The sequence below is a fragment of the Lysinibacillus sp. FSL K6-1151 genome (assembly GCF_038630755.1).
GTDB lineage: Bacteria > Bacillota > Bacilli > Bacillales_A > Planococcaceae > Lysinibacillus > Lysinibacillus fusiformis_D.
Map to the genome: position 1 here is coordinate 4,622,826 of NZ_CP152040.1, position 20,565 is coordinate 4,643,390.

The following is a 20,565-nucleotide window of genomic DNA, read 5'->3' on the forward strand; positions in this document are numbered from 1 at the left end:
ATCAGCCCCTTATTCTTTAGTTTTCCCCTTTACAAGTGCACGTACGTCAAAACCTAAATCAACAATACCAAGTAAAATCATGAAGGATGATAACGGAATAGCTAATACGGTAGCTACCCATTTTACTCCCGTTGGCATGCCCTTTTTAGAAATGAAATAATGGATAAAAGATATCCCTTGTAGAATGAGTAAAATCCATAAAATATAAGAAACATTTAATACAATTATATCTAACGTGGAACCAGCCTCTGGACGCATAAACAGATTAATGCATAAAACAATCATGTAATACCATAAAATAGAGCGTGGTAATCTCATACTTTGGAACGGAGCAAACTTCGGTACATCTACTCCTAGTCGTTTTAAAGCTGGTAAATTTAACGTGATGATAATAAATGCAGCAAAAAATGCTGATATTGTTATCGTTGCAGGCATCGTCAGCTCGATTGTTTTAAGCATCGCCTCAAGCTGTTCTGGTTGTAAAGCTACTTGCCCCGTTACACTTTTTGCAAATTCATTAGATTGTTCATAATTTTTACGAACCATTTCTAAACTCATGCTAATGAAGTCAATTCCTGCAAGTTTTACATAGGCAAGATAAACCATTGCCATGGAGATTAGATTAGCAATCCCTGTTGACATAAATAAATAGAGCTTACTTTTCTTCAGATAAATTGCATTACCAATAATGACACCTAATAGCCCTAAAATAAAGGCAAACGGTAGCATGGTTATTCCACTCGTGATAGTGGTTAGGATACAGCCTACTATTGCGACGAGTATTGATGAGGAACGCTTGTAATTTGCACTATACCAAGCAATCGGTAGAGGAGCGAATAATAAAGCTACTATAAAGATGAATGGTACATATGCAGAAATCAGCATTAATATTGTAAAAAGTGCAACCATCATTGAGCCTTGTACAAGCGCTTTTGTTTGATTATTCGGCATTGAAAACCTTCCTTTTTTTCAGTCAAACTTACTACCCTTTATTGTACCATTTTTTCATAGTATTGAACAAAAATCACTTAGATCACTATATGCATTGCCATTAATTTTATCATTCTTGTTTAGTATTATTGCGCTTGCTTATAAAATACTTTGGTACATTACTGGTGCAAATTCAACAGTCCATGAAGAGAAAACGTATATTAGGCTTGAAGAAATGACTTGTACCTATAACAAAAAACCAGCATATACCGATTCGAATATCGTAATATGCTGGTTTTTAAGTTGATGTAAGGTCCATTACCTTAACGTCATCAATCTTATTTATCTTCTGCTACGAATCCATGATACGAGATACTTTGATAGCTGAAGTTAATCTTAGCGCTAGTGCCAGTTACGCGACGTGGTAAAATTTTACCTCACTCAGAGATGGATTTTTTTAATAAATCCACATCTTTATAGTCGATGTGCGTAATATTGTTTGAAGTGCAGTAGCAAACTTTGCGTGACGTGGTGCCATAGTATGTCTCCTTCTTACCATACAGTATGTAATCCTTGTGTATTCAATTGATAACACTATCAAACAAAAAAACATGTATAATCTGAGTTTTATTATTCTAGACCAATCCCTCCTTTCTTCTTTGTATTTTAAACACAAAAAGCCCTTGAGGGATAGAATCATGTTAGATACAGAATTAGGCAGAGCTATCCTGTATTTGATGCAATCTCAAGGGCTGTTAAGTGTTAATTGCACGAGTTATCAACTCAAAAAAATAATGTCTACTTTTTTGTTGCAGATAAATATATTAATTACCAAAAAGAAGGAAATTTAGATTTGGTGTAGAATTAATAATTTGTAACAAAATACTAAAAATGGGAGGTTTTATTATGTCGATGGCAAAAAAAATGTATTTGCCAGTATTAATGATCTTTACTATTTTTTGTTTAGGTTTGTCTCCAGCTAAAGATGTTTCTGTGCAAGCTGAGGATGCTCCGAGTATTGTTGTAGTTACCGGCAAACTTGCTAAGGAACTGGTTAATACAACGCTCCGTGCAGTCGAGAAGGGGAAAGTTGAGAATGTAGCTCCTGTGTCTGCATTTGATTTGGAAGGTTCGAGTGTGTACACTGTTGGTGATGGAGTTACGGCGGTTACAGTTCCTTTGCATGGGGATTATAGCCTTCCTAGTAATATAACGGTATTCTTAGATGAGGATCATAATGTATTGCAGACAAATGAAATGCTGGTTACCCAGAATGAGCTAGGAAATTTCCAGATTTCGACGTATTTGAATGGAACACTTGTTAAATCTCAGGATGCTGGGATTGCTTATATGACGGATGAAGAATTACTTGCAGAAGAGCCATCTATGATTCAACCGATGGGTATAGGAGCAGTGGCAAGTTGTCTTGGAGCAGTACTTGGTGTCGGTGGTACGGTGGCTTATATTATTGCGGTTGCGTGTGGCGGTTCGTGTGCAGCACCGACACCAGTAACTGCTCCGATCTGTGCTGCATGTATTGGAGCATATGCTGTTATTGGTGCAGGGGGTATTGCTGGAGCGGTAGCTTGTTTCAACTACCTGTGAGGTGATTAGATGAATAAGGTTTTGGCAATCTCGATTTTAGGAATGGGTTTAACTGGTGCCGTTTTAATCATCTCGGTCGCCTTGTTGTTCAAATCTCCAATAGGAATTGTGTTACAGATGGTTACGGCTGCTTCAACATTAGCTTTCGTTATTTTCGCTGTCTCGGCTTTAGTATTTCGTCGGCGATTAGATGCAAAAAGAGAGTAATATATTTATTAAATGAATAAAGCCGTGGTATTAAGGAGTAGTCAACTTTGACTACTCTTTTTTACTGAGGATGATTTTAAACAAGAGGTAAAAGAATACAGTTTTATTTTGTCTAAGCGTTCGAAAATAAATTCTGACTTGTTCCTTCTAATTTCAGTTTATAAAACTGCTTAGTAAATATGTCCTCCAGCTATATCTTTTCATGGAATAATATATTTAGAAAGTTTATACCAGATACATATTCAGATTAACTCACACTTTTATTGTTTTAACTATAAAAGGAACTAGTTGTTGCTAAGTAACGATTTAATGTTGCAGGAGAAACCTTTTTACTAGCTTGACGATTATCAATAAACTCAATGAAGTTCGGTATATCTGCTGGCTTTACTTCATAGAATTTCAAACTCTCCTATTTAGCCATAAATAAAAAACCTTTAAATCTTCTAAATAACCTTTTACAGTATTTGATGATAACCCTTTTTGTTCTAAAATATTTATAAAATCTAAGACCTCTACAATAATCCGCAGCTATTGCTATAATATTTTTACATATATTTGAAATTAAGTACATAAAAAAAGTACAACAAAGGTTCAATAACCAATGTTGTACTTTTTTTAATATTATTTGTCTTCTGCTACGAATGGAAGTAATCCCATGATACGAGATACTTTAATAGCTGAAGTTAATTTACGTTGGTACTTTGCACTTGTGCCAGTTACGCGACGTGGTAAAATTTTACCGCGCTCAGAGATGAATTTTTTTAATAAATCTACATCTTTGTAGTCGATGTGCGTAATATTGTTTGAAGTGAAGTAGCAAACTTTACGGCGTTTGCGGCCTCCGCGACGTGGTGCCATAGTATGTCTCCTCCTTATCTTTTTTATAATTTTAGAAGCATTAGAATGGAAGATCATCCTCAGATACTTCTATTGGCCCTTTGCTATTCGCAAATGGGTCCTCATCTACACGTGTATAATTCGGCTGATTCATAGGTGGTTGATTTTGCTGATAAGCATCGCCGCCATAGGAACCCTGTCCTGGCATTGCGCCGCCACCAAACTGTTGTTGTGGTTGACCACCGCCATATGACGGTTGGTTATTACCGTAAGTTTGTCCACCACCGTATTGAGGAGCAGGTGCACCGCTACCATTACGGGGTTCTAAAAACTGTACGCTATCTGCCACGACATCTGTTGTGTATACTCGCTTACCGTCTTGTCCTTCATAACTGCCTGTTTGAATACGGCCTTCTACCCCAATTAAACTTCCTTTTCGCATGAAGTTCGCTAGGTTTTCAGCCTGTTTTCGCCATGCAACACAGCTAATGAAATCAGCTTCGCGTTCACCTTGTTGATTTGAGAATGCACGGTTTACAGCAACTGTAAATCTTGTAGACGCAATTCCATTTGGTGTATAACGTAGCTCAGGATCTTTTGTTAGTCTTCCGACTAATACGACACGGTTTATCATCAGAATGCAACCTCCTTTTCAGCGTTTTGTTAAAAATTAATTATTAAGCTTCTTGGCGAACTGCAATGTGGCGAATGATGTCTTCGCTGATGTTAGCAAGACGTGTATATTCGTTGATTGCATCTGAAGAAGCGTTTACTTTTACGATTTGGTAGTAACCTTCGCGGAAGTCTTTAATTTCATAAGCTAAGCGGCGTTTGCCCCACTCTTTTGATTCGATGACTTCTGCACCGTTAGAAGTTAAGATTTCGTTGAAACGTTCAACTAAAGCTTTCTTCGCTTCGTCTTCAATGTTCGGACGTACGATGTACATTAATTCGTATTTTCTCATCTGTTTACACCTCCTTATGGACTTAGGCTCTCCTATTGAAGGGAGCAAGGAGCAAGTAATTAATTATTACTCACATCAATGAATTGTAACATATAGATACATTTCTTTCAAGTCACAAACTAATAATTCATTATATAATGACAGTATATTTGAAAGGAGCGCCTTCATGCTAACTAATAATAAAGAGCCTATTGTTATCGAATTAGATTTAAAGAAATTAATGATCGACAATTTTGTGATCACTAGTGGTCTTGTCATATTATTTACAGCTATTCAATATATTTGCTTTAAAGATTTTCATTTTTCTGTTTGGAACATGGTTAGTGGCACAGCACTGTTCGTGGTGTTGTATATTATTTTTATTATCCTACATGAGGTTTTTCATTTAATTGGCTTTATGTTTTTTGGCAAAGTGCCCTTTAAGGCTTTAAAATACGGCATCAATTTAGAGCTTGGCATTGCCTATGCGACGACTGAACAGCCTCTTTTCAATCACGCTATGAAAAAGGCTCTATTACTGCCATTCTGGACAACCGGCATCCTTCCAACCATCGTTGGGTTTTATCTCAATAGTACGGTTTTGATCCTGATTGGGGCTTTTTTAATAGCAGGAGCAGTAGGTGATTTTGCCATGTATAAAGAATTACGAAAATATCCAAGAGATGCTTTGATACGGGATGATCCCAAATTGCCGAAACTTTATGTCTATCTACCACTGGAAAAGGATAGCTCACTAAAGTAACACTTCATCATTCAAAGAATCTGTAGCGTAGAAATGACTAGCTACAGATTCTAATTTAAGGCGTTAAAAATCCGTGCTGGGCCGCTGTGTATAAATTTCTCCAAATACGATTAATAGTGGATGTTTCTGTAATAGCATCCATACCAAGACTGCGTATTAAATTATTCGCTATCTCTAGGCAAGCTGCAGCAATATCCTTACTCATTTGTGTAAATTGTGATAAGTCCTCTTCGGATAATTGATCACCACGTTGATGTAATTCCCAATATTTAGATAATGTTGTATAGAATTGTTCCTCGTATTGCTTGTAACGTTTCTGCTGTTGCATTAATAAAAACTGAAGGGATCCAATATGTTCAGCCCAGCTTCTATCATGATTTCGTTGCTTCATTAAAACAGTTGCTTCTTCTAAAAAATTCTCTGTTATCCCAAGACAAACACTTAAAAAGGAAGCTTCCGCAAAAGTGGTAAATGGAAAGCTATGTACTGAATCGCCATAATTATTTCTGATTGTACCTAATTGAAAAGTAGCTTCCTGTGGTATCCAAACATTGTTCACACGGATTGTATGACTTGCTGTTGCCTTCAAGCCCATGGCACACCAATCGTTCAAAATTTCAACATCTTGCGGGTTCACTGAGCAGCTAATAATTTTTTCTGTTTTGACACCATTTTCTTCAATATAGCAGTTCATTGTAAATGTTGACGCATAGTTAGAGCCACTACAATACTTCCACTGCCCCGTTATGTAGTAGCCTCCATCTGTTTTTACTGCTATTCCCGTCGGATAACCACTGCCTGCTATGACTGCTTCTTTAGGCATATAGATTTTCTCACAAATATCCTGGCTGAATGTTGGGATAAATGCATTTCCACCTGTACCAATAGTAATTAGCCAGCCGACATTACCATCGAGTGCAGACATTTGCTGAAATACTTTTACACCCTCTACTAAATCTAAATCCTTACCACCTAATTCTTTTGACGTGAACAATTTAAATAATTGTTGCTCATAAATAAAATCTAAGACGTCCTGTGGTAGCATCCCCAGTTGCTCAAACTCTAAACCACGTTCCTTAATTTGCAAAGCATTCATGCGTTAGTCGCCTCCATACGTTAAAAATTCTGATAATGATACAATCGAAAAAGGGCAACCATTTTCGATTGCCCTTGTCAGTTTTTATACATTAAAGCGGAACAGCATAATATCGCCATCTTGTACTTCATATTCTTTACCTTCAAGACGTACTTTACCAGCTTCCTTCGCTGCTGCTTGAGAACCTGCCTCTAATAGATCAGCATAAGCAACTGTTTCTGCCCGAATAAAGCCACGTTCAAAATCCGTATGGATGATACCTGCACATTGTGGCGCCTTCATCCCTTTACGGAACGTCCATGCACGTACCTCTTGTACGCCTGCAGTGAAGTAAGTAGCTAATCCTAATAAATCATAAGAAGTACGGATTAACTGATCTAAGCCTGATTCTTTAATTCCAAGTTCTTCTAAGAACATAGTTTTTTCTTCATCATCAAGCTCAGAAATTTCTTCTTCGATTTTTGCACAAATTGTAATAACTTGAGCACCTTCTGCTGAAGCATACTCACGTACTTTTTTCACATACTCATTATTGTCAGCATCTGCTACTTCATCTTCTGAAACGTTTGCTACATATAGCATTGGTTTAATTGTTAGTAAATGAAGACCTTTAATTATCTTTAGTTCATCATCAGAAAGCTCAGCCGCACGTGCCGGTTTACCGTTTTCTAATTGCTCTTTAATTTTTAGAAGAACTGGCTCTTCCACCATAGCCTCTTTATCTTTTTGTTTTGCCATTTTGCTAACACGTTGTAAACGTTTATCTACAGATTCTAAGTCAGCAAGTGCAAGCTCCAGATTAATAACCTCTATATCATCAATTGGGTCTACTGCACCAGATACGTGCGTAATGTTTTCGTCTACAAAACAACGTACAACCTGACAAATTGCATCTACTTCACGAATATGAGCAAGGAATTTATTCCCTAATCCTTCACCTTTGGAAGCACCTTTTACAATTCCTGCGATATCTGTGAACTCAAATGCAGTTGGTACAGTTTTTTTCGGTACAACTAATTCTGTTAATTTATCTAAACGTGCATCAGGTACTTCAACGATACCAACGTTTGGATCAATCGTTGCGAATGGATAGTTTGCAGCCAATGCGCCCGCTTTTGTAATTGCGTTAAATAATGTTGATTTTCCAACGTTAGGTAAACCAACGATTCCAGCTGTTAATGCCATGAATGGACACAACCTTTCTATACTCAGTTCAAATTTTTTCTCTCATATAACCTTATCTATTATATTGATTCACTCATAAAAAGTCTAATATGCCTGATGTTACGCCTCATTAGCAGAAATTAAAACCTTTTTCATTTTTTTCTCAAAGTCGCGGCGTGGAATCATTACACTATGCTGACATCCTTCGCATTTGATACGTACGTCTGCCCCCATACGAATGATTTTCCATTTATTAGTACCACATGGATGTTGTTTCTTCATTTCAACAATATCATTTAAACCAAATTTTTTCGCTTCCATTATTCACTTCTCCCTTCTTCTTTCCCATAGAACATCATTTTTGGATAGGCCATTGGTATATTATTTTCTTCAAAAAGTTTGGTAACATCACGGCGAATACTACGTGCTACTCCATATTGCTGCTGCGGTAATGTTTCAGCAGCTATTCGTATCGTTACCTCTGTCCCTTTAACATTTTGCACACCTAAAAATACTGGCGTCGCTATTAGCTCTTTATGCATTTTTGGTAATGTTTCTAAATACTTATTAATTATTGCCTCTGCTTTTTCAAAATCAGCCTCAGTAGCCATTTGTAAATCTATAAAAATTTTGGAGTTGTTAACAGAATAATTGACGACCTCACCAATTGCACCATTTGGAATGATGAATTGCTCACCTGTAGCACCATTAATTTTCGTTGTACGTAAACCAATTTCTACAACCGTACCTTCTGCTGCGTTAATTTTTATATAATCCCCTACACCAAACTGATCTTCAAAGATAATAAAGAATCCAGTAATAACATCCTTCACTAAACTTTGAGCGCCAAAACCAATTGCTAAACCAACAATCCCTGCACCAGCCAATAAACCTGCTACCTTTATTTCTAAGGAAGAAAGAATACCAATGATTGCAGAGAAATAAACAACATAGGAAATCACACTTTGTAATAATCTTGCAATTGTTCGTTGGCGTCGCTCTGAGTGGTTTAATGGGGAGCGCATTCGTATTAAAAACACTTTTTTAATAAATTTTTTACCTAATCTTACTGCAATCCATGATGCTAATAAAATGAGCAATATCTCTAAAGATGCATTAATAACCGATTCCCAAAGGTCCTCAGATGTGAGCTTATCCCAGTATCTCTCCATTAATTTCTTATTCTCTTCCATAATTACCACCTCTTGAATAACTTGCTAAAAATTTGCGTATACTGCATAAAAATTGAGCACTTCTAAAAATAAAAAGAAAGTGAGTTTTTTTATGAATACTATACCAAATTTGTTACTACCTTATTCCCTTCATCACGAGAGTAAAAATGCCGTTTGGCAATTAAGTACATTATTTTTAGAACATATACCGTTTCATCATGAACGACTAATTTTTTGTTGTATTGGCAGTGACCGTTGTACGGGCGATACACTTGGGCCATTAACAGGTAGCTTTTTAAAAAAATCTGTCAGCTTTCCCTATGAAATTGTAGGTTCTTTAGAAGATCCTTTACATGCTCTAAATCTTGATTCTACAATGCAACAGCTACACAATCATACTACAAAACCTTTCATTATTGCGATTGATGCCTGTCTAGGCAGTGAGCAAAATGTTGGTCATATTTCAGTGCAAAGCGGCCCCATCTTCCCTGGCAAGGCTGTAAAAAAAGAATTACCCCCAATCGGAGACATTTCCGTTAAAGGAATCGTCAATATTGGAGGCTTTATGGAAATGCTCGTTTTACAAAATACAAGACTTCATATTTCTTATGCTATGGCTGAAAAACTTTCAAGAGCTTTATTATTGGCTTCCCATCGCTATTCATTGAAAAGTGTAGAAGATAGCCACCATAATACCAACAATGACGATACCTGGCAGCAAGTTAGCAGCTTTGATCTTAGCTAAGCCAGCAATATTTAACCCTATTGCCATAATCATAACACCGCCTACAGCTGTCATTTCTGTAATGTACATTTGTAGTGCAGCATCAGGTATAAAGGAACTGATAACGCCTGCAAAAAGTGCGATTAATCCCTGATAAACAAAAACAGGTACGGCGGATAGCAATACACCAATGCCTAAAGTGGATGCTAGAATAATGGATGTAAACCCATCTATTAATCCTTTTGTAATTAATACATTATGATCATTACGAAGACCACTATCGAGTGCACCGATTACAGCCATTGACCCAACAACAAAAATTAAGGAGGCAGTGACAAAGCCCTCTGCTATGCTAATTTGATTTTGGTCATTTCGTTTTGTACGAAATAAACTCTCTACCCATTTCCCTAGACGATTCATTTGTCTATCTAAATCTAACCACTCACCTATTACAGTACCTACTACTAAACTTACTACTAATATAATAAAATTATCACTTTCAAAGCCCATTTTTATCCCTAATAATGTGACTGCTAAGCCAATAATAGATAGTACAGTAGATTTCATAGATTCAGGAATATTTTTAAAAATGCGCCCTACTAATGCACCTGCTACTATTAGCACAGCATTAATCAATGCCCCTAGTAATACCACACTTAAGCCTTCCTTCTCTCTAAAAAATAGAGAGCGCCTGTTTGCTTGGCGCTCTGATTAAGTTATAGAAATGTATTTTATTCTTCCTGTAAATTTAGTATTTCTAAAATACGTTCTAAATCATCTTCAGAATAAAATTCAATTTCAATTTTCCCCTTATTATTTGTTTTTTTGATTTGAACATTTGTTCCAAAGTAGTCTCGTAATTGGGATTCCTTGGCTGATACAAATATATCTTTCTTCTTTGGTGGAATTGTTTCACGTGAAACTTCTTCATTTAAGTTTTGTACTAGCATTTCAACTTGACGTACATTCAACCCTAAATTAATGACCTTATTAGCCACTTCTGAGATTCTTCTTTTATTTTTCAGGCCAAGTAATGCTCGTCCCTGCCCCATCGATAAGGTACCATCATTCATAAATTTACGTACATCTTCTGGTAAAGCAAGCAACCGAACATGATTAGCGATATGCGGTCTACTTTTCCCTAACCGTTTCGATAATTCTTCTTGAGTTAAATGTAAGTTTTCCATTAGACTCTGATAGGCTTCCGCTTCTTCAATAACGGTTAAATCCTCACGTTGAAGATTTTCTAAAATAGCTAACTCCATCATTTGTGCATCTGATAGCTCTTTTATGATGACAGGAATAACCTCTAATTCAGCTAACAGACATGCTCTATAACGACGTTCCCCTGCAACAATTTCAAATTTGCGTCCTTTTTTGCGCACAGCAATTGGCTGCAAAATACCATGTTCTTTAATCGAATCTGCTAACTCTTGTAAACTTTCTTCATCAAAAATTTTACGAGGTTGAAAGGGGTTCGCCACAATTAAATCTAATTGAATTTCTTCCACTTGACCACTTTGCTCTAAAGACTCTCCTGGAAATAGTGCACCAATACCCTTTCCTAAACCTTTAGCCATTTTTAATCACTTCCCTCGCCATCTCCAAATAAACTTCTGCACCTCTCGATTTTGCGTCATAAGTGATGATTGGTTGACCATGACTTGGTGCCTCACTTAATCGCACATTACGAGGAATGATCGTCTTGTATACTTTATCTTGGAAATATTTTTTTACTTCATCAATAACTTGCAAGCCTAAGTTTGTACGTGCATCTAGCATTGTTAATAGAACGCCATCAATATAGAGCTGCTGATTTAAATGCTTTTGAACAAGGCGAACAGTTGAGAGCAATTGACTTAGCCCTTCCAACGCATAATATTCGCATTGTACAGGGATAATGAGCGCATCTGAAGCTGTTAAAGCATTAATAGTTAAAAGCCCTAAAGATGGAGGACAGTCAATAATTATATAATCGAAATCTTCTTTCACATTTTGCAGTGCATGTTTTAAACGCACTTCTCTTGAAATAGTCGAAACCAATTCAATTTCTGCACCTGCAAGTGAGATGGTTGCTGGCACGATTGATAAATTCTCTACGTTTGTTTTTTGAATGACATTTTCAACATCTTCATCATCAATGAGCACATCATAAATACAAGCTTGTATTTCTCCTTTATTAATACCAAGTCCACTTGTTGTATTCCCCTGAGGATCGGTATCAATTAATAGCACTTTCTTACCTAAATATGCTAGGCAAGCGCTCAAATTGACCGAAGTTGTTGTTTTACCTACGCCACCCTTTTGATTGGCGATTGCTATAATTCTACCCATTTAAAAGCACCTGCTTTCATCTATCAAACTTAACTTTGACAAATCATTTGTAAAATCACTATTTAATACGCTATCTAACTTTCATTCTATCAAAAAAATTGAAGAGAGTTGTATAAAATATTAAGAATATATACAAAAAAGGAGATATCTCATTTATTTTTCTGAGATATCTCCTCTGTTCAGTATTGGACATAACAATATATTACTTTTTTAAAATAATTTATTGCACCTTTTTCTTTTTAGGTATCTTCACTGTAATTTGATAGTATTCCTCTGTATCTTCTTCTTCTGTTTTTACTGTAATACCACTTTTCGTTACCATTGTTAGTGATTGTTTAATGGTATTTAAAGCAATGCGCACATCTTTACTTATAGCCTTACGTTTTGGTTTTGCTTTCTTTGGTACTGTTTCTTCCGGCTCGTCTGTGACTGGGTTTAATATGGCTTGAATTTGCTCCTCTAACTGACGAACATTCCATTCATTATCAATCGATAGCTGTAAAATTTCTAATTGTAATGGTTGATCCTTAATAGCAATTAATGCACGTGCGTGTCGTTCAGATATTTTACGCTTCAAAATGGCTTGCTGCACTTCATCCGGTAGCCTTAATAAACGCAATTTATTGGCTACAGTGGATTGTCCTTTTCCAAGTCTTTGGGCCAGAGCTTCTTGTGTTAGCTCATGAAGCTCTAATAATTTTTGATAGGCTACCGCTTCTTCAATTGCGGTTAACTCCTCTCGCTGTAAGTTCTCTATTAGCGCAATAGAAGCTGTTTCCTTATCAGTTAAATTACGTACAATAGCAGGGACCTCTGTCCATTGTAGCTTTTTCATCGCTCGGTAACGGCGCTCACCGGCAATGATTTCATATTGATTTTCTGATGTTTTACGTACAACAATTGGCTGAATCACACCATGTGTATGAATGGTTCTTGATAATTCTTCAATTTTTTCATCATCAAAAATAGTACGTGGCTGAAAACGGTTAGGTACAATTTGATCAATAGGCAACTTTATGACTTCTTCCGCTGCATGAACCGCCTCTGCTTGTTCTACTTCATTTTTCACAATAGGCTCCGTTTTACTCCCGCCTCCAAAAAAACGTGAAAAAGGACTTTTCATCCAAGTGGCACCACCTTTAAGTAACTATCTTGCTAAGTGTCATTCTATTATTATTTATTATATTTCATCAAATGTATATAGTTCATAGATGTCTTTTGCGTGAACCATCCATAACTAGTATGTATGCTCAAAATAGAAAAAATATTTTCTACTTTGAGAAGTTTCACATGAAACACTAATTATTGAATTGGTGTTTTATTTGGTACACCTGGCTTACGCGGGTATTTTTTCGGTGTTCCTTTTATTTTATCAAATATATATAAAGTGCGGTCACTTTCTTCAACAGGTAGCTTGAAAGAAAATTCTTCTCTCAGTTTAACACCTAATGTTATTAAAGCTTTTTTAGCATCCTTTAATTCCTCTGCTCCTGCTGCAGCCTTTAAAGCAACAAAATAACCATCTTGCTTTGCTAAAGGTACGCATAGCTCAGATAACACTGATAAACGAGCTACAGCGCGTGCTGTTACCACATCAAATTGTTCACGGTATTTTGTATTTTGACCAAACTCTTCTGCTCGTGCATGTACAAAATGCATATTCTCTAATTGTAGCTCATCACTTAAATGATTTAAAAATGTAATTCGTTTATTTAAGGAGTCGACAATTGTGACATGTAAATGCGGGAAACAGATTTTAATAGGGATACTAGGGAAACCAGCACCTGCTCCAACATCACAAACAGTAATTACTTTTGAAAAATCAAAATAAAATGAGGCACTGATCGAATCGAAGAAATGCTTTAAATAAACGCCTTCTAAATCTGTAATAGCGGTTAAATTCATTTTTTCATTCCACTCGACAAGTAATTCAAAATATTTTTTAAATTGAGCGATCTGCTTATCCGAAAGTTCGATGCCTTTCTCTTTCAGAGCCTCAATAAATTGTTGTTCGTTCATGTAAAGTCTCCTTTATCGATCTTACTATACTACTTCACTCAGCAGTATAACCTTAAAAATAGGAAGCGGGCACAAAGGTATGCCCGCCCCTTATTCACTTTACGCTGTTGATTAGCTGCTTACTTTCGCGATTTTACCTTGTTCAATATAAACAAGCAGAATGGAAATATCAGCTGGGTTAACACCCGAAATACGAGAAGCTTGTGCAATAGAAAGTGGTATAACTTGTTTTAACTTTTGACGTGCTTCTGTTGCTAAACCTGAAATCGCATCGTAATCAATATTCTCAGGAATTTTTTTGTTTTCCATTTTGTGTAGCTTCTCTACCTGTTGTAATGCTTTTTCGATATAGCCTTCATATTTAAGCTGAATTTCAATTTGTTCTTTTACTTCATCCGTAAACTCTATTTCTGCAGGAATTAAAGATGCGATTAACTCATAATGCATTTCAGTACGTTTTAATAAATCTGCGCCACGAATACCATCCTTTAATTCACTACCGCCAACAGAACGAATAACAGATTGGGTTGCTTCATTTGGCTTAATAATGATTTCACGAAGACGTGCAATTTCAGTTTCAATCAGTTCCTTTTTCTCAATGAACTTTGTATATCTTTCTTGTGGAATCATGCCCATTTTGTAAGCCAGCTCTATTAAACGTAAATCGGCATTATCGTGACGTAACAATAGACGATACTCTGCACGGGATGTTAATAAACGATATGGCTCATTTGTCCCTTTTGTCACCAAGTCATCGATCAAAACGCCAATATAGGCATCAGAGCGACTTAAAATTAACTCCTCTTTACCAAGTACATTAGCAGCAGCATTCATTCCCGCCATTAAGCCTTGTGCGGCTGCTTCTTCATAACCAGATGTACCGTTAATTTGACCAGCTGTATATAAGCCTTTAATGCGTTTTGTTTCTAATGTCGGCCATAATTGGGTTGGCACAATTGAATCGTATTCAATGGCATAACCAGCGCGCATCATTTCCGCATTTTCTAAGCCAGGAATAGATTTTAGTAAACGTGTTTGGACATGTTCTGGTAAGCTTGTTGACAAACCTTGAACATACACCTCACGCGTATTACGGCCTTCTGGCTCTAAGAAAATTTGGTGTCGAGGCTTATCATTAAAACGCACAACTTTATCCTCAATAGACGGGCAATAGCGTGGCCCTGTCCCTTTAATCATTCCTGAATACATCGGTGAAAGATGTAAATTTGCTTCAATAATTTCATGCGTTTCAGGGCTTGTATAGGTTAACCAGCAAGGTAGCTGGTCCATAATGAACTCAGTTGTTTCAAAACTAAATGCACGTGGAACGTCATCCCCTGGTTGAATCTCTGTTTTGTCATAATCAATTGTACGATTATTTACACGTGGTGGAGTACCTGTTTTGAAACGAACTAGGTCAAAGCCAAGCTCTTTTAAATTATCGGCTAAGCGAATCGAAGGTTGTTGGTTATTAGGACCGCTTGAATACTTCATATCACCAATAATGATTTCACCGCGTAAGAAAGTACCTGTTGTCACAACGACTGTTTTAGCACGATAAACGGCACCAATTTGTGTAATGACTCCTTTAACTTCCCCATCTTCAATAATCAGCTCTTCAACCATTCCTTGATGGATTGTTAAGTTTTCAGTTTCCTCCAACACACGTTTCATCTCTTGTTGGTACAAAACTTTATCCGCTTGTGCGCGCAATGCACGTACTGCTGGACCTTTCCCTGTATTTAACATTCTCATTTGTATATGTGTTTTATCGATAACTTTCCCCATGACGCCACCTAAAGCGTCAATTTCACGTACGACGATTCCTTTGGCAGGGCCACCAATAGATGGATTACATGGCATAAATGCAATCATATCTAAATTGATTGTTAGCATTAATGTGCTAGCGCCCATTTTAGCCGCAGCGTGTGCAGCTTCTGAACCTGCATGACCTGCGCCAATTACAATAACATCAAACGTGCCTGCCTCATATTTTGTTGGCATGCTCGTATCTTCCTTTCTCTTATCAATTTATTTTCCTAAGCAGAACTGTGAAAATAGCTGATTAATTAGGCTTTCTTGTACAGTGTCACCAATGATTTCACCAAGTATTTCCCATGTTCTTGTTACATCGATTTGTACCATATCAACTGGTACACCTTCCTGTGCAGCTGCTATTGCATCTTCAACCGTTGCCTGTGCTTGGTGCAGAAGTGCAATATGTCTTGCATTTGAAACATATGTTAAATCGCCCGCTTCGATTTGTCCTTCAAAGAATAAAGCAGCAATGGCTTCTTCTAGCTCTGTAATGCCTTCTTCCTGTAACAAGGAAGTCGTTACAATACGATGCTCATCAGCTAATTCTTCGACACGTGCTAAATCAATTTTTTGCGGTAAATCTGTTTTATTGACAATAACGATGTAATCCATCGCTTCAATTGTTTTGAATAGACGCTCATCCTCAGCAGTTAATTCATCTGCGTAGTTTAATACAAACAAAATTAAATCTGCTCCACGAAGAGCTTCTCGAGAACGTTCTACTCCAATTCGTTCAACAATATCTTCTGTCTCCCGAATACCTGCCGTATCCACTAAACGAAGTGGAACACCGCGTACATTGACATACTCTTCTATAATATCACGAGTAGTCCCTGCAATATCTGTCACTATGGCCTTATTTTCTTGTACTAAGCTATTTAAAAGAGAAGACTTCCCTACATTTGGACGACCTAAAATAACAGTTGATAAGCCCTCGCGTAAAATTTTTCCTTGAGAAGATGTTTGCAGAAGTTTACTAATTTCATTTCTTACCCATGTACATTTTTCTACTAATACAGGTACTGTCATTTCTTCTACATCATCATACTCCGGATAATCTATATTAACCTCTACTTGTGCCAATGTCTCTAGTAAAGCTTGGCGTAAATCACCAATAAGTCTCGATAATTTTCCATCCATTTGACCCAAAGCAACATTCATCGCACGATCTGTTTTAGCTCTTATCAGATCCATAACCGCTTCAGCCTGAGATAAATCAATACGTCCATTTAAAAACGCTCGTTTTGTGAATTCGCCAGGCTCAGCTAATCTTGCTCCATTCGTTAACGCAAGTTGCAATACACGATTCACTGAAACTAGTCCACCGTGACAATTTATTTCAACTACATCCTCACGTGTAAATGTTTTTGGTCCACGCATCAGTGATAGCATTACTTCCTCTACTACCTCACTTGTTTTAGGATCAACTAAATGACCATAATGAATGGTGTGCGAATCTTTCGTTGTTAAACTTTTCCCACCAGGTGATTTGAATATTTTATCTGCAATTGTCACTGCCTCGTCCCCACTTAAACGAACGATAGCTATGGCACCTTCACCCATAGGTGTGGATATCGCAGCAATTGTATCGAACTCCATTTAATGACCTCCTCAACGTTATCCACATGTGGATAATCGAAACCGACCAATACTTACTAACACCTTAGACTAACATATTTTCAACAAAATCTAAAGTAAGGATCATTTCCAAATGTGGATAATATCAATTTTTTAGGTTATCTTATTTTCGACAAAAATCACTATTCTTTGCCTCACTAAAAAAGGTCATTTTATCACGAAGATAAAATGACCTTTCAATATATAGTGTCTGTATGTTTACAGCAGCAGACTAATTATTATTTACTGGTTCAATCACTAAATAACGATTAGGCTCTGTGCCTTCTGAGTACGTTTCAAGATCTAGACGATTTGCTAATTGATTATGAATTATTTTTCGCTCGTAAGACGGCATTGGTTCAAATGCCACACGTTGATTTAAGCGTAATGCTTTATCCGCCATTCGATCTGCAAGTAATTCTAAAGCTTCTTGTCGACGTTCGCGATAGTTTTCTACATCCAATTTCACCATTAAAAACTGCTTAGCGCTTTTATTCAATACGAGTTGCGTCAATTGCTGTAAGGAATTTAGTGTTTGACCACGTTTTCCTATAAGCAGTGCAGCTTTCTCACTTTTTAGTTGAAATAATACATATTTCCCCTCGCGAGTCGTAGCAATATCAAGATCATCAATAGCCAACTGTTCAGCAATACTTTGTAAATAAGCTTTTGCCTCTTCAATTGGGTTTGCCGTGTCTTCTTCCTCATTTTGCTCTTTTACGATTTGTTGAACTTCTTCGATTTCACTTGGTTGTTCAGAAACTTGTGAACTTATTGTTTCAACATCATCTACTACTAATGGTTCGTCTAATTTAGTCGCATTTTGCGGTTCGGCTTTGTCACTTTCAATTGTCGGAACCTGAACTTCCTTTACTGTTACACGTACCTCTGCAGAACGTGCACCAAAACCTAAAAATCCTTTTTTACCTTCTTGTAAAACTTCAACATCTACTTGTTCACGGGTTTTGCCAAGTTTCTGTAACGCCAATGAGATCGCTTCTTGTGTTGTTGCGCCTATTTGCGTAAGTTGTTTCACTTTTTAGCCCCTCCATTTTGAGCAGGTTGTGTTTTATCTTTATTCCAAGGTTTATAAATATACAGGTTTTGGAAAATCGAAATAATATTCCCGATTACCCAATATAGTGATAATGCAGCTGGTAAGGCCATACCAAAACCAATGATCATGAATGGCATAATATACATCATGATTTTCATTTGAGGATTATCCATTGCTGGTCCTGTACGTAATACGATAAATTGCATTAAACCTGCCGTAATTGCTAATGCAGGTGCAGGATCTGCTAACGGGAAGATAAAGAAATTTCCTAAATCAAATGTAGATGTAGCATTCATACGACTAATTGCATGATAGAAACCAATTAAAATTGGCATTTGAATGATTACTGGTAAACACCCTGCTAGTGGGTTTACTCCAGATTCACTCATTAGCTTCATCATTTCTTGCTGATATTGTTGTTGTGTCTGAGCATCCTTAGAAGCATACTTCTTCTGCAGTTCCTTCAATTTTGGTTGAATTTCTTGCATCTTTTTAGAGCTCTTTGTTTGTTTAATCATCAAAGGTAAAATTGCTAAACGAATAATAATCGTTACGGCAATGATCCCCCATGCATACGTACCGAGCAAATCAGCAAAGTATTTTATCGCTGATACCAACGGCCAAACAATGAATTCATTCCAGAAGCCTGTGCTGTCTTTTGAAATTGGTTCATTGAATTCTGTACAACCAGAAAGTAGTAAGGCTACTGATACTAGTGATAAAATTACCCAATGTTGTTTTTTCAACCTTCTTCCCCCTACAATTACTATTCACTTTTTCTTCATTCTATATGCATTTCTTCATTCACTGGCAGTTTCCTACCTCAAGATCTGCCAGCTACTTTATCATGATTTAGCCAGCGTTTGGGACGTCCTCAATAAAGATAAAGTTATCAGTTATTTTATCACGCCTATAACGTTCACTCTACTAAATATTCTAACTACATATACTTATTCCTAAGTTATGTTGCGAATTTTACATATTTTTTTATGAAATCGCACGCTACAAATACCCCTACGCGTATATTCCTCTATTTATAATTGTATGCAAAACCGCTCTATTTCTACTCCATTACTAACAGTACAGGCGTATTTTCACCACTTGCTTGCATACATTACACTTTCTTCATTACCTTTGCGATTTGTAGTACATGCTGCAAACTTTGTTTCACTTCATGAAAATCCATAGTGGCCGCCGGATGTCTGGCGATAATAACATAATCCATATTCGGCTTTAAATCATCCTTTAATTCTTGAATACTTTGTCGAATATAGCGTTTTATTTTGTTGCGTGTTACCGCATTTCCAAGCTTTTTACTAACCGATAAACCTACACGAAATTCTGTTTGCCCTTCTTTTGCTAAAAAATAAACAACAAACTGACGATTAGCGAAAGATTTACCTTTTTTAAACACCTTTTGAAAATCATCATTTTTTTTCACTCTTTGGCGTTTTTTCATTTCTTTCACCTGCTATTAGATAATATCTTTTGATCCTCATTTCTAGGTTTACCAAAAATAAAGAAAAAAAAGACCACTGATGTGGCTCAGTGGACTTATTTTATGCTGATAAAACTTTTCTTCCTTTACGACGACGAGCAGCAAGAACTTTGCGACCGTTTTTCGTGCTCATACGTGCGCGGAAACCGTGAACTTTGCTGTGCTTACGTTTCTTTGGTTGGTAAGTACGTTTCATTTATATAGACACCTCCTGATATGAGTTGAATTTTTCAACATACAGACTCGAATATTATATAAAGTTTCTAGTTATTTTGTCAATGTATTTCATAAATTTCTTTTAACCAGCTAATCTATGTATCAAAATCAATCTATTGCATCTTTACTAATTCAAAGATTATTTATTGCATGAACATAAAATATTTATCCACAGAGTACTTGTTTTTTTTACACAGAGTTGTGTATAGTATTTTTTGCATTATTTTTTATCCACAACGATTATCTACAGCTTTTTCACATAAGCAGTGCTTGTGGACAACTCTAAAGTGCATAACTACAAGCTATGTGGATAAGTTTCATAAACTATTGAAATAGCTTTGTTTTTCTGATACGATTACTGTGCTTCACTTTGTTGAAAACTGAAATGAACATTTTAATTATCCACAACTGTTAATATGCTGTGGATAATTTTTATCACAGCCTTTGGTTAACTTTTATCCACAGCTTGTGATTATGTGGACGAGTTGTAATATGAACGTATTTACCATTTCTATAAATGCGATTTTTTTTTATGTATTGAACACTGTAAAGGAGATTAGCAGC

At 36.5% G+C, this 20,565-nt stretch carries 24 protein-coding genes; 4 read left to right on the plus strand and 20 right to left on the minus strand.

Annotated features, from left to right (window positions below):
• Nucleotides 1–9: 9 nt before the first annotated feature.
• Nucleotides 10–951: a YybS family protein gene (locus tag MHI04_RS22455; RefSeq protein ID WP_342535221.1), complete on the minus strand. Its 942-nt coding sequence runs from the start codon at nt 949–951 to the stop codon at nt 10–12.
• Nucleotides 952–1,836: 885 nt separating this feature from the next.
• Between MHI04_RS22455 and MHI04_RS22460 the strand changes: the two genes are divergently transcribed.
• Both MHI04_RS22460 and MHI04_RS22465 read left to right on the plus strand, forming a co-directional pair.
• A complete protein-coding gene (locus MHI04_RS22460) occupies nt 1,837–2,535 on the plus strand; it encodes a hypothetical protein (protein WP_342535222.1) in 699 nt (232 codons plus the stop codon).
• A 9-nt stretch (nt 2,536–2,544) separates the two neighbouring features.
• The gene (locus tag MHI04_RS22465; RefSeq protein WP_036119346.1) at nt 2,545–2,742 is read left to right on the plus strand and encodes a hypothetical protein; all 198 of its coding nucleotides are present in this window, start codon (nt 2,545–2,547) and stop codon (nt 2,740–2,742) included.
• A 268-nt stretch (nt 2,743–3,010) separates the two neighbouring features.
• Here the strand turns inward: MHI04_RS22465 and MHI04_RS22470 are convergent, their stop codons facing one another.
• From MHI04_RS22470 to rpsF, 4 genes are all read right to left on the minus strand, one after another.
• Nucleotides 3,011–3,145, minus strand: coding sequence for a hypothetical protein (locus MHI04_RS22470; RefSeq protein ID WP_340809633.1), 135 nt, complete (start codon nt 3,143–3,145; stop codon nt 3,011–3,013).
• A 218-nt stretch (nt 3,146–3,363) separates the two neighbouring features.
• On the minus strand, nt 3,364–3,600 hold the full coding sequence (rpsR, locus tag MHI04_RS22475; RefSeq protein ID WP_004233359.1) for a 30S ribosomal protein S18: 237 nt from the start codon (nt 3,598–3,600) through the stop codon (nt 3,364–3,366).
• A gap of 40 nt (nt 3,601–3,640) precedes the next feature.
• Nucleotides 3,641–4,213, minus strand: coding sequence for a single-stranded DNA-binding protein (ssb, locus tag MHI04_RS22480; protein WP_058844074.1), 573 nt, complete (start codon nt 4,211–4,213; stop codon nt 3,641–3,643).
• A 43-nt stretch (nt 4,214–4,256) separates the two neighbouring features.
• The gene (rpsF, locus tag MHI04_RS22485; RefSeq protein WP_036119511.1) at nt 4,257–4,544 is read right to left on the minus strand and encodes a 30S ribosomal protein S6; all 288 of its coding nucleotides are present in this window, start codon (nt 4,542–4,544) and stop codon (nt 4,257–4,259) included.
• A 166-nt stretch (nt 4,545–4,710) separates the two neighbouring features.
• Between rpsF and MHI04_RS22490 the strand changes: the two genes are divergently transcribed.
• Nucleotides 4,711–5,286 carry a DUF3267 domain-containing protein gene (locus MHI04_RS22490; RefSeq protein ID WP_036119514.1) on the plus strand — a complete coding sequence of 192 codons (576 nt, stop codon included), beginning with the start codon at nt 4,711–4,713 and terminating at the stop codon, nt 5,284–5,286.
• Nucleotides 5,287–5,341: 55 nt separating this feature from the next.
• Here the strand turns inward: MHI04_RS22490 and MHI04_RS22495 are convergent, their stop codons facing one another.
• The 4 genes from MHI04_RS22495 to MHI04_RS22510 all read right to left on the minus strand — a co-directional run bounded on the left by MHI04_RS22495 (nt 5,342) and on the right by MHI04_RS22510 (nt 8,739).
• Nucleotides 5,342–6,382, minus strand: coding sequence for an acyl-CoA dehydrogenase (locus MHI04_RS22495; protein ID WP_342535223.1), 1,041 nt, complete (start codon nt 6,380–6,382; stop codon nt 5,342–5,344).
• Between the two features lie 84 nt (nt 6,383–6,466).
• A complete protein-coding gene (gene ychF / locus MHI04_RS22500; protein ID WP_036119519.1) occupies nt 6,467–7,567 on the minus strand; it encodes a redox-regulated ATPase YchF in 1,101 nt (366 codons plus the stop codon).
• Nucleotides 7,568–7,666: 99 nt separating this feature from the next.
• Nucleotides 7,667–7,867 carry a DUF951 domain-containing protein gene (locus MHI04_RS22505; protein WP_036119522.1) on the minus strand — a complete coding sequence of 67 codons (201 nt, stop codon included), beginning with the start codon at nt 7,865–7,867 and terminating at the stop codon, nt 7,667–7,669.
• On the minus strand, nt 7,867–8,739 hold the full coding sequence (locus MHI04_RS22510; protein ID WP_036119525.1) for a mechanosensitive ion channel family protein: 873 nt from the start codon (nt 8,737–8,739) through the stop codon (nt 7,867–7,869). Before MHI04_RS22510 ends, MHI04_RS22505 begins: the two co-directional genes overlap by 1 nt.
• Before the next feature lie 91 nt (nt 8,740–8,830).
• Here MHI04_RS22510 and yyaC point away from each other — a divergent pair, with 91 nt between their 5' ends.
• A complete protein-coding gene (yyaC, locus tag MHI04_RS22515) occupies nt 8,831–9,463 on the plus strand; it encodes a spore protease YyaC (RefSeq protein ID WP_036119529.1) in 633 nt (210 codons plus the stop codon).
• On the opposite strand, the gene MHI04_RS22520 is transcribed toward yyaC, so the two are convergent.
• The 11 genes from MHI04_RS22520 to rpmH form a co-directional block, all read right to left on the minus strand.
• Nucleotides 9,380–10,096: a DUF554 domain-containing protein gene (locus MHI04_RS22520; protein WP_036119532.1), complete on the minus strand. Its 717-nt coding sequence runs from the start codon at nt 10,094–10,096 to the stop codon at nt 9,380–9,382. The two genes, yyaC and MHI04_RS22520, sit on opposite strands and share 84 nt — an antisense overlap.
• Before the next feature lie 77 nt (nt 10,097–10,173).
• Nucleotides 10,174–11,022, minus strand: a complete 849-nt coding sequence (locus tag MHI04_RS22525) for a ParB/RepB/Spo0J family partition protein (RefSeq protein ID WP_036119535.1) — start codon at nt 11,020–11,022, stop codon at nt 10,174–10,176.
• Nucleotides 11,015–11,776 (minus strand): AAA family ATPase, encoded by a 762-nt coding sequence (locus tag MHI04_RS22530; RefSeq protein WP_036119537.1) that lies wholly within the window; start codon nt 11,774–11,776, stop codon nt 11,015–11,017. The genes MHI04_RS22525 and MHI04_RS22530 overlap by 8 nt, the downstream gene beginning before the upstream one ends.
• Before the next feature lie 220 nt (nt 11,777–11,996).
• Nucleotides 11,997–12,899 carry a nucleoid occlusion protein gene (gene noc, locus MHI04_RS22535; protein ID WP_036119540.1) on the minus strand — a complete coding sequence of 301 codons (903 nt, stop codon included), beginning with the start codon at nt 12,897–12,899 and terminating at the stop codon, nt 11,997–11,999.
• A gap of 179 nt (nt 12,900–13,078) precedes the next feature.
• Nucleotides 13,079–13,795: a 16S rRNA (guanine(527)-N(7))-methyltransferase RsmG gene (rsmG, locus tag MHI04_RS22540; protein WP_036119543.1), complete on the minus strand. Its 717-nt coding sequence runs from the start codon at nt 13,793–13,795 to the stop codon at nt 13,079–13,081.
• 111 nt (nt 13,796–13,906) lie between these two features.
• Nucleotides 13,907–15,799 (minus strand): tRNA uridine-5-carboxymethylaminomethyl(34) synthesis enzyme MnmG, encoded by a 1,893-nt coding sequence (gene mnmG, locus MHI04_RS22545; RefSeq protein WP_036119546.1) that lies wholly within the window; start codon nt 15,797–15,799, stop codon nt 13,907–13,909.
• A 27-nt stretch (nt 15,800–15,826) separates the two neighbouring features.
• A complete protein-coding gene (gene mnmE, locus MHI04_RS22550; RefSeq protein ID WP_036119549.1) occupies nt 15,827–17,212 on the minus strand; it encodes a tRNA uridine-5-carboxymethylaminomethyl(34) synthesis GTPase MnmE in 1,386 nt (461 codons plus the stop codon).
• A gap of 250 nt (nt 17,213–17,462) precedes the next feature.
• Nucleotides 17,463–18,266 (minus strand): RNA-binding cell elongation regulator Jag/EloR, encoded by an 804-nt coding sequence (gene jag / locus MHI04_RS22555; RefSeq protein WP_058844070.1) that lies wholly within the window; start codon nt 18,264–18,266, stop codon nt 17,463–17,465.
• Complete coding sequence (gene yidC, locus MHI04_RS22560) at nt 18,263–19,033, minus strand: membrane protein insertase YidC (RefSeq protein ID WP_025115704.1); 771 nt, start codon at nt 19,031–19,033, stop codon at nt 18,263–18,265. The genes jag and yidC overlap by 4 nt, the downstream gene beginning before the upstream one ends.
• A gap of 368 nt (nt 19,034–19,401) precedes the next feature.
• Nucleotides 19,402–19,746, minus strand: coding sequence for a ribonuclease P protein component (rnpA, locus tag MHI04_RS22565; protein WP_036119559.1), 345 nt, complete (start codon nt 19,744–19,746; stop codon nt 19,402–19,404).
• Nucleotides 19,747–19,846: 100 nt separating this feature from the next.
• Nucleotides 19,847–19,981 carry a 50S ribosomal protein L34 gene (rpmH, locus tag MHI04_RS22570; RefSeq protein ID WP_004233310.1) on the minus strand — a complete coding sequence of 45 codons (135 nt, stop codon included), beginning with the start codon at nt 19,979–19,981 and terminating at the stop codon, nt 19,847–19,849.
• Nucleotides 19,982–20,565 lie beyond the last annotated feature (584 nt).

Bases quoted from the DNA above. Each gene is read 5' to 3' on its own strand.
- MHI04_RS22455 (WP_342535221.1), bottom strand. From the start codon at position 951: ATGCCGAATAATCAAACAAAAGCGCTTGTACAAGGCTCAATGATGGTT.
- MHI04_RS22460 (WP_342535222.1), top strand. From the start codon at position 1,837: ATGTCGATGGCAAAAAAAATGTATTTGCCAGTATTAATGATCTTTACT.
- MHI04_RS22465 (WP_036119346.1), top strand. From the start codon at position 2,545: ATGAATAAGGTTTTGGCAATCTCGATTTTAGGAATGGGTTTAACTGGT.
- rpsR (WP_004233359.1), bottom strand. From the start codon at position 3,600: ATGGCACCACGTCGCGGAGGCCGCAAACGCCGTAAAGTTTGCTACTTC.
- ssb (WP_058844074.1), bottom strand. From the start codon at position 4,213: ATGATAAACCGTGTCGTATTAGTCGGAAGACTAACAAAAGATCCTGAG.
- rpsF (WP_036119511.1), bottom strand. From the start codon at position 4,544: ATGAGAAAATACGAATTAATGTACATCGTACGTCCGAACATTGAAGAC.
- MHI04_RS22490 (WP_036119514.1), top strand. From the start codon at position 4,711: ATGCTAACTAATAATAAAGAGCCTATTGTTATCGAATTAGATTTAAAG.
- MHI04_RS22495 (WP_342535223.1), bottom strand. From the start codon at position 6,382: ATGAATGCTTTGCAAATTAAGGAACGTGGTTTAGAGTTTGAGCAACTG.
- ychF (WP_036119519.1), bottom strand. From the start codon at position 7,567: ATGGCATTAACAGCTGGAATCGTTGGTTTACCTAACGTTGGAAAATCA.
- MHI04_RS22505 (WP_036119522.1), bottom strand. From the start codon at position 7,867: ATGGAAGCGAAAAAATTTGGTTTAAATGATATTGTTGAAATGAAGAAA.
- MHI04_RS22510 (WP_036119525.1), bottom strand. From the start codon at position 8,739: ATGGAAGAGAATAAGAAATTAATGGAGAGATACTGGGATAAGCTCACA.
- yyaC (WP_036119529.1), top strand. From the start codon at position 8,831: ATGAATACTATACCAAATTTGTTACTACCTTATTCCCTTCATCACGAG.
- MHI04_RS22525 (WP_036119535.1), bottom strand. From the start codon at position 11,022: ATGGCTAAAGGTTTAGGAAAGGGTATTGGTGCACTATTTCCAGGAGAG.
- MHI04_RS22530 (WP_036119537.1), bottom strand. From the start codon at position 11,776: ATGGGTAGAATTATAGCAATCGCCAATCAAAAGGGTGGCGTAGGTAAA.
- noc (WP_036119540.1), bottom strand. From the start codon at position 12,899: ATGAAAAGTCCTTTTTCACGTTTTTTTGGAGGCGGGAGTAAAACGGAG.
- rsmG (WP_036119543.1), bottom strand. From the start codon at position 13,795: ATGAACGAACAACAATTTATTGAGGCTCTGAAAGAGAAAGGCATCGAA.
- mnmG (WP_036119546.1), bottom strand. From the start codon at position 15,799: ATGCCAACAAAATATGAGGCAGGCACGTTTGATGTTATTGTAATTGGC.
- mnmE (WP_036119549.1), bottom strand. From the start codon at position 17,212: ATGGAGTTCGATACAATTGCTGCGATATCCACACCTATGGGTGAAGGT.
- rnpA (WP_036119559.1), bottom strand. From the start codon at position 19,746: ATGAAAAAACGCCAAAGAGTGAAAAAAAATGATGATTTTCAAAAGGTG.
- rpmH (WP_004233310.1), bottom strand. From the start codon at position 19,981: ATGAAACGTACTTACCAACCAAAGAAACGTAAGCACAGCAAAGTTCAC.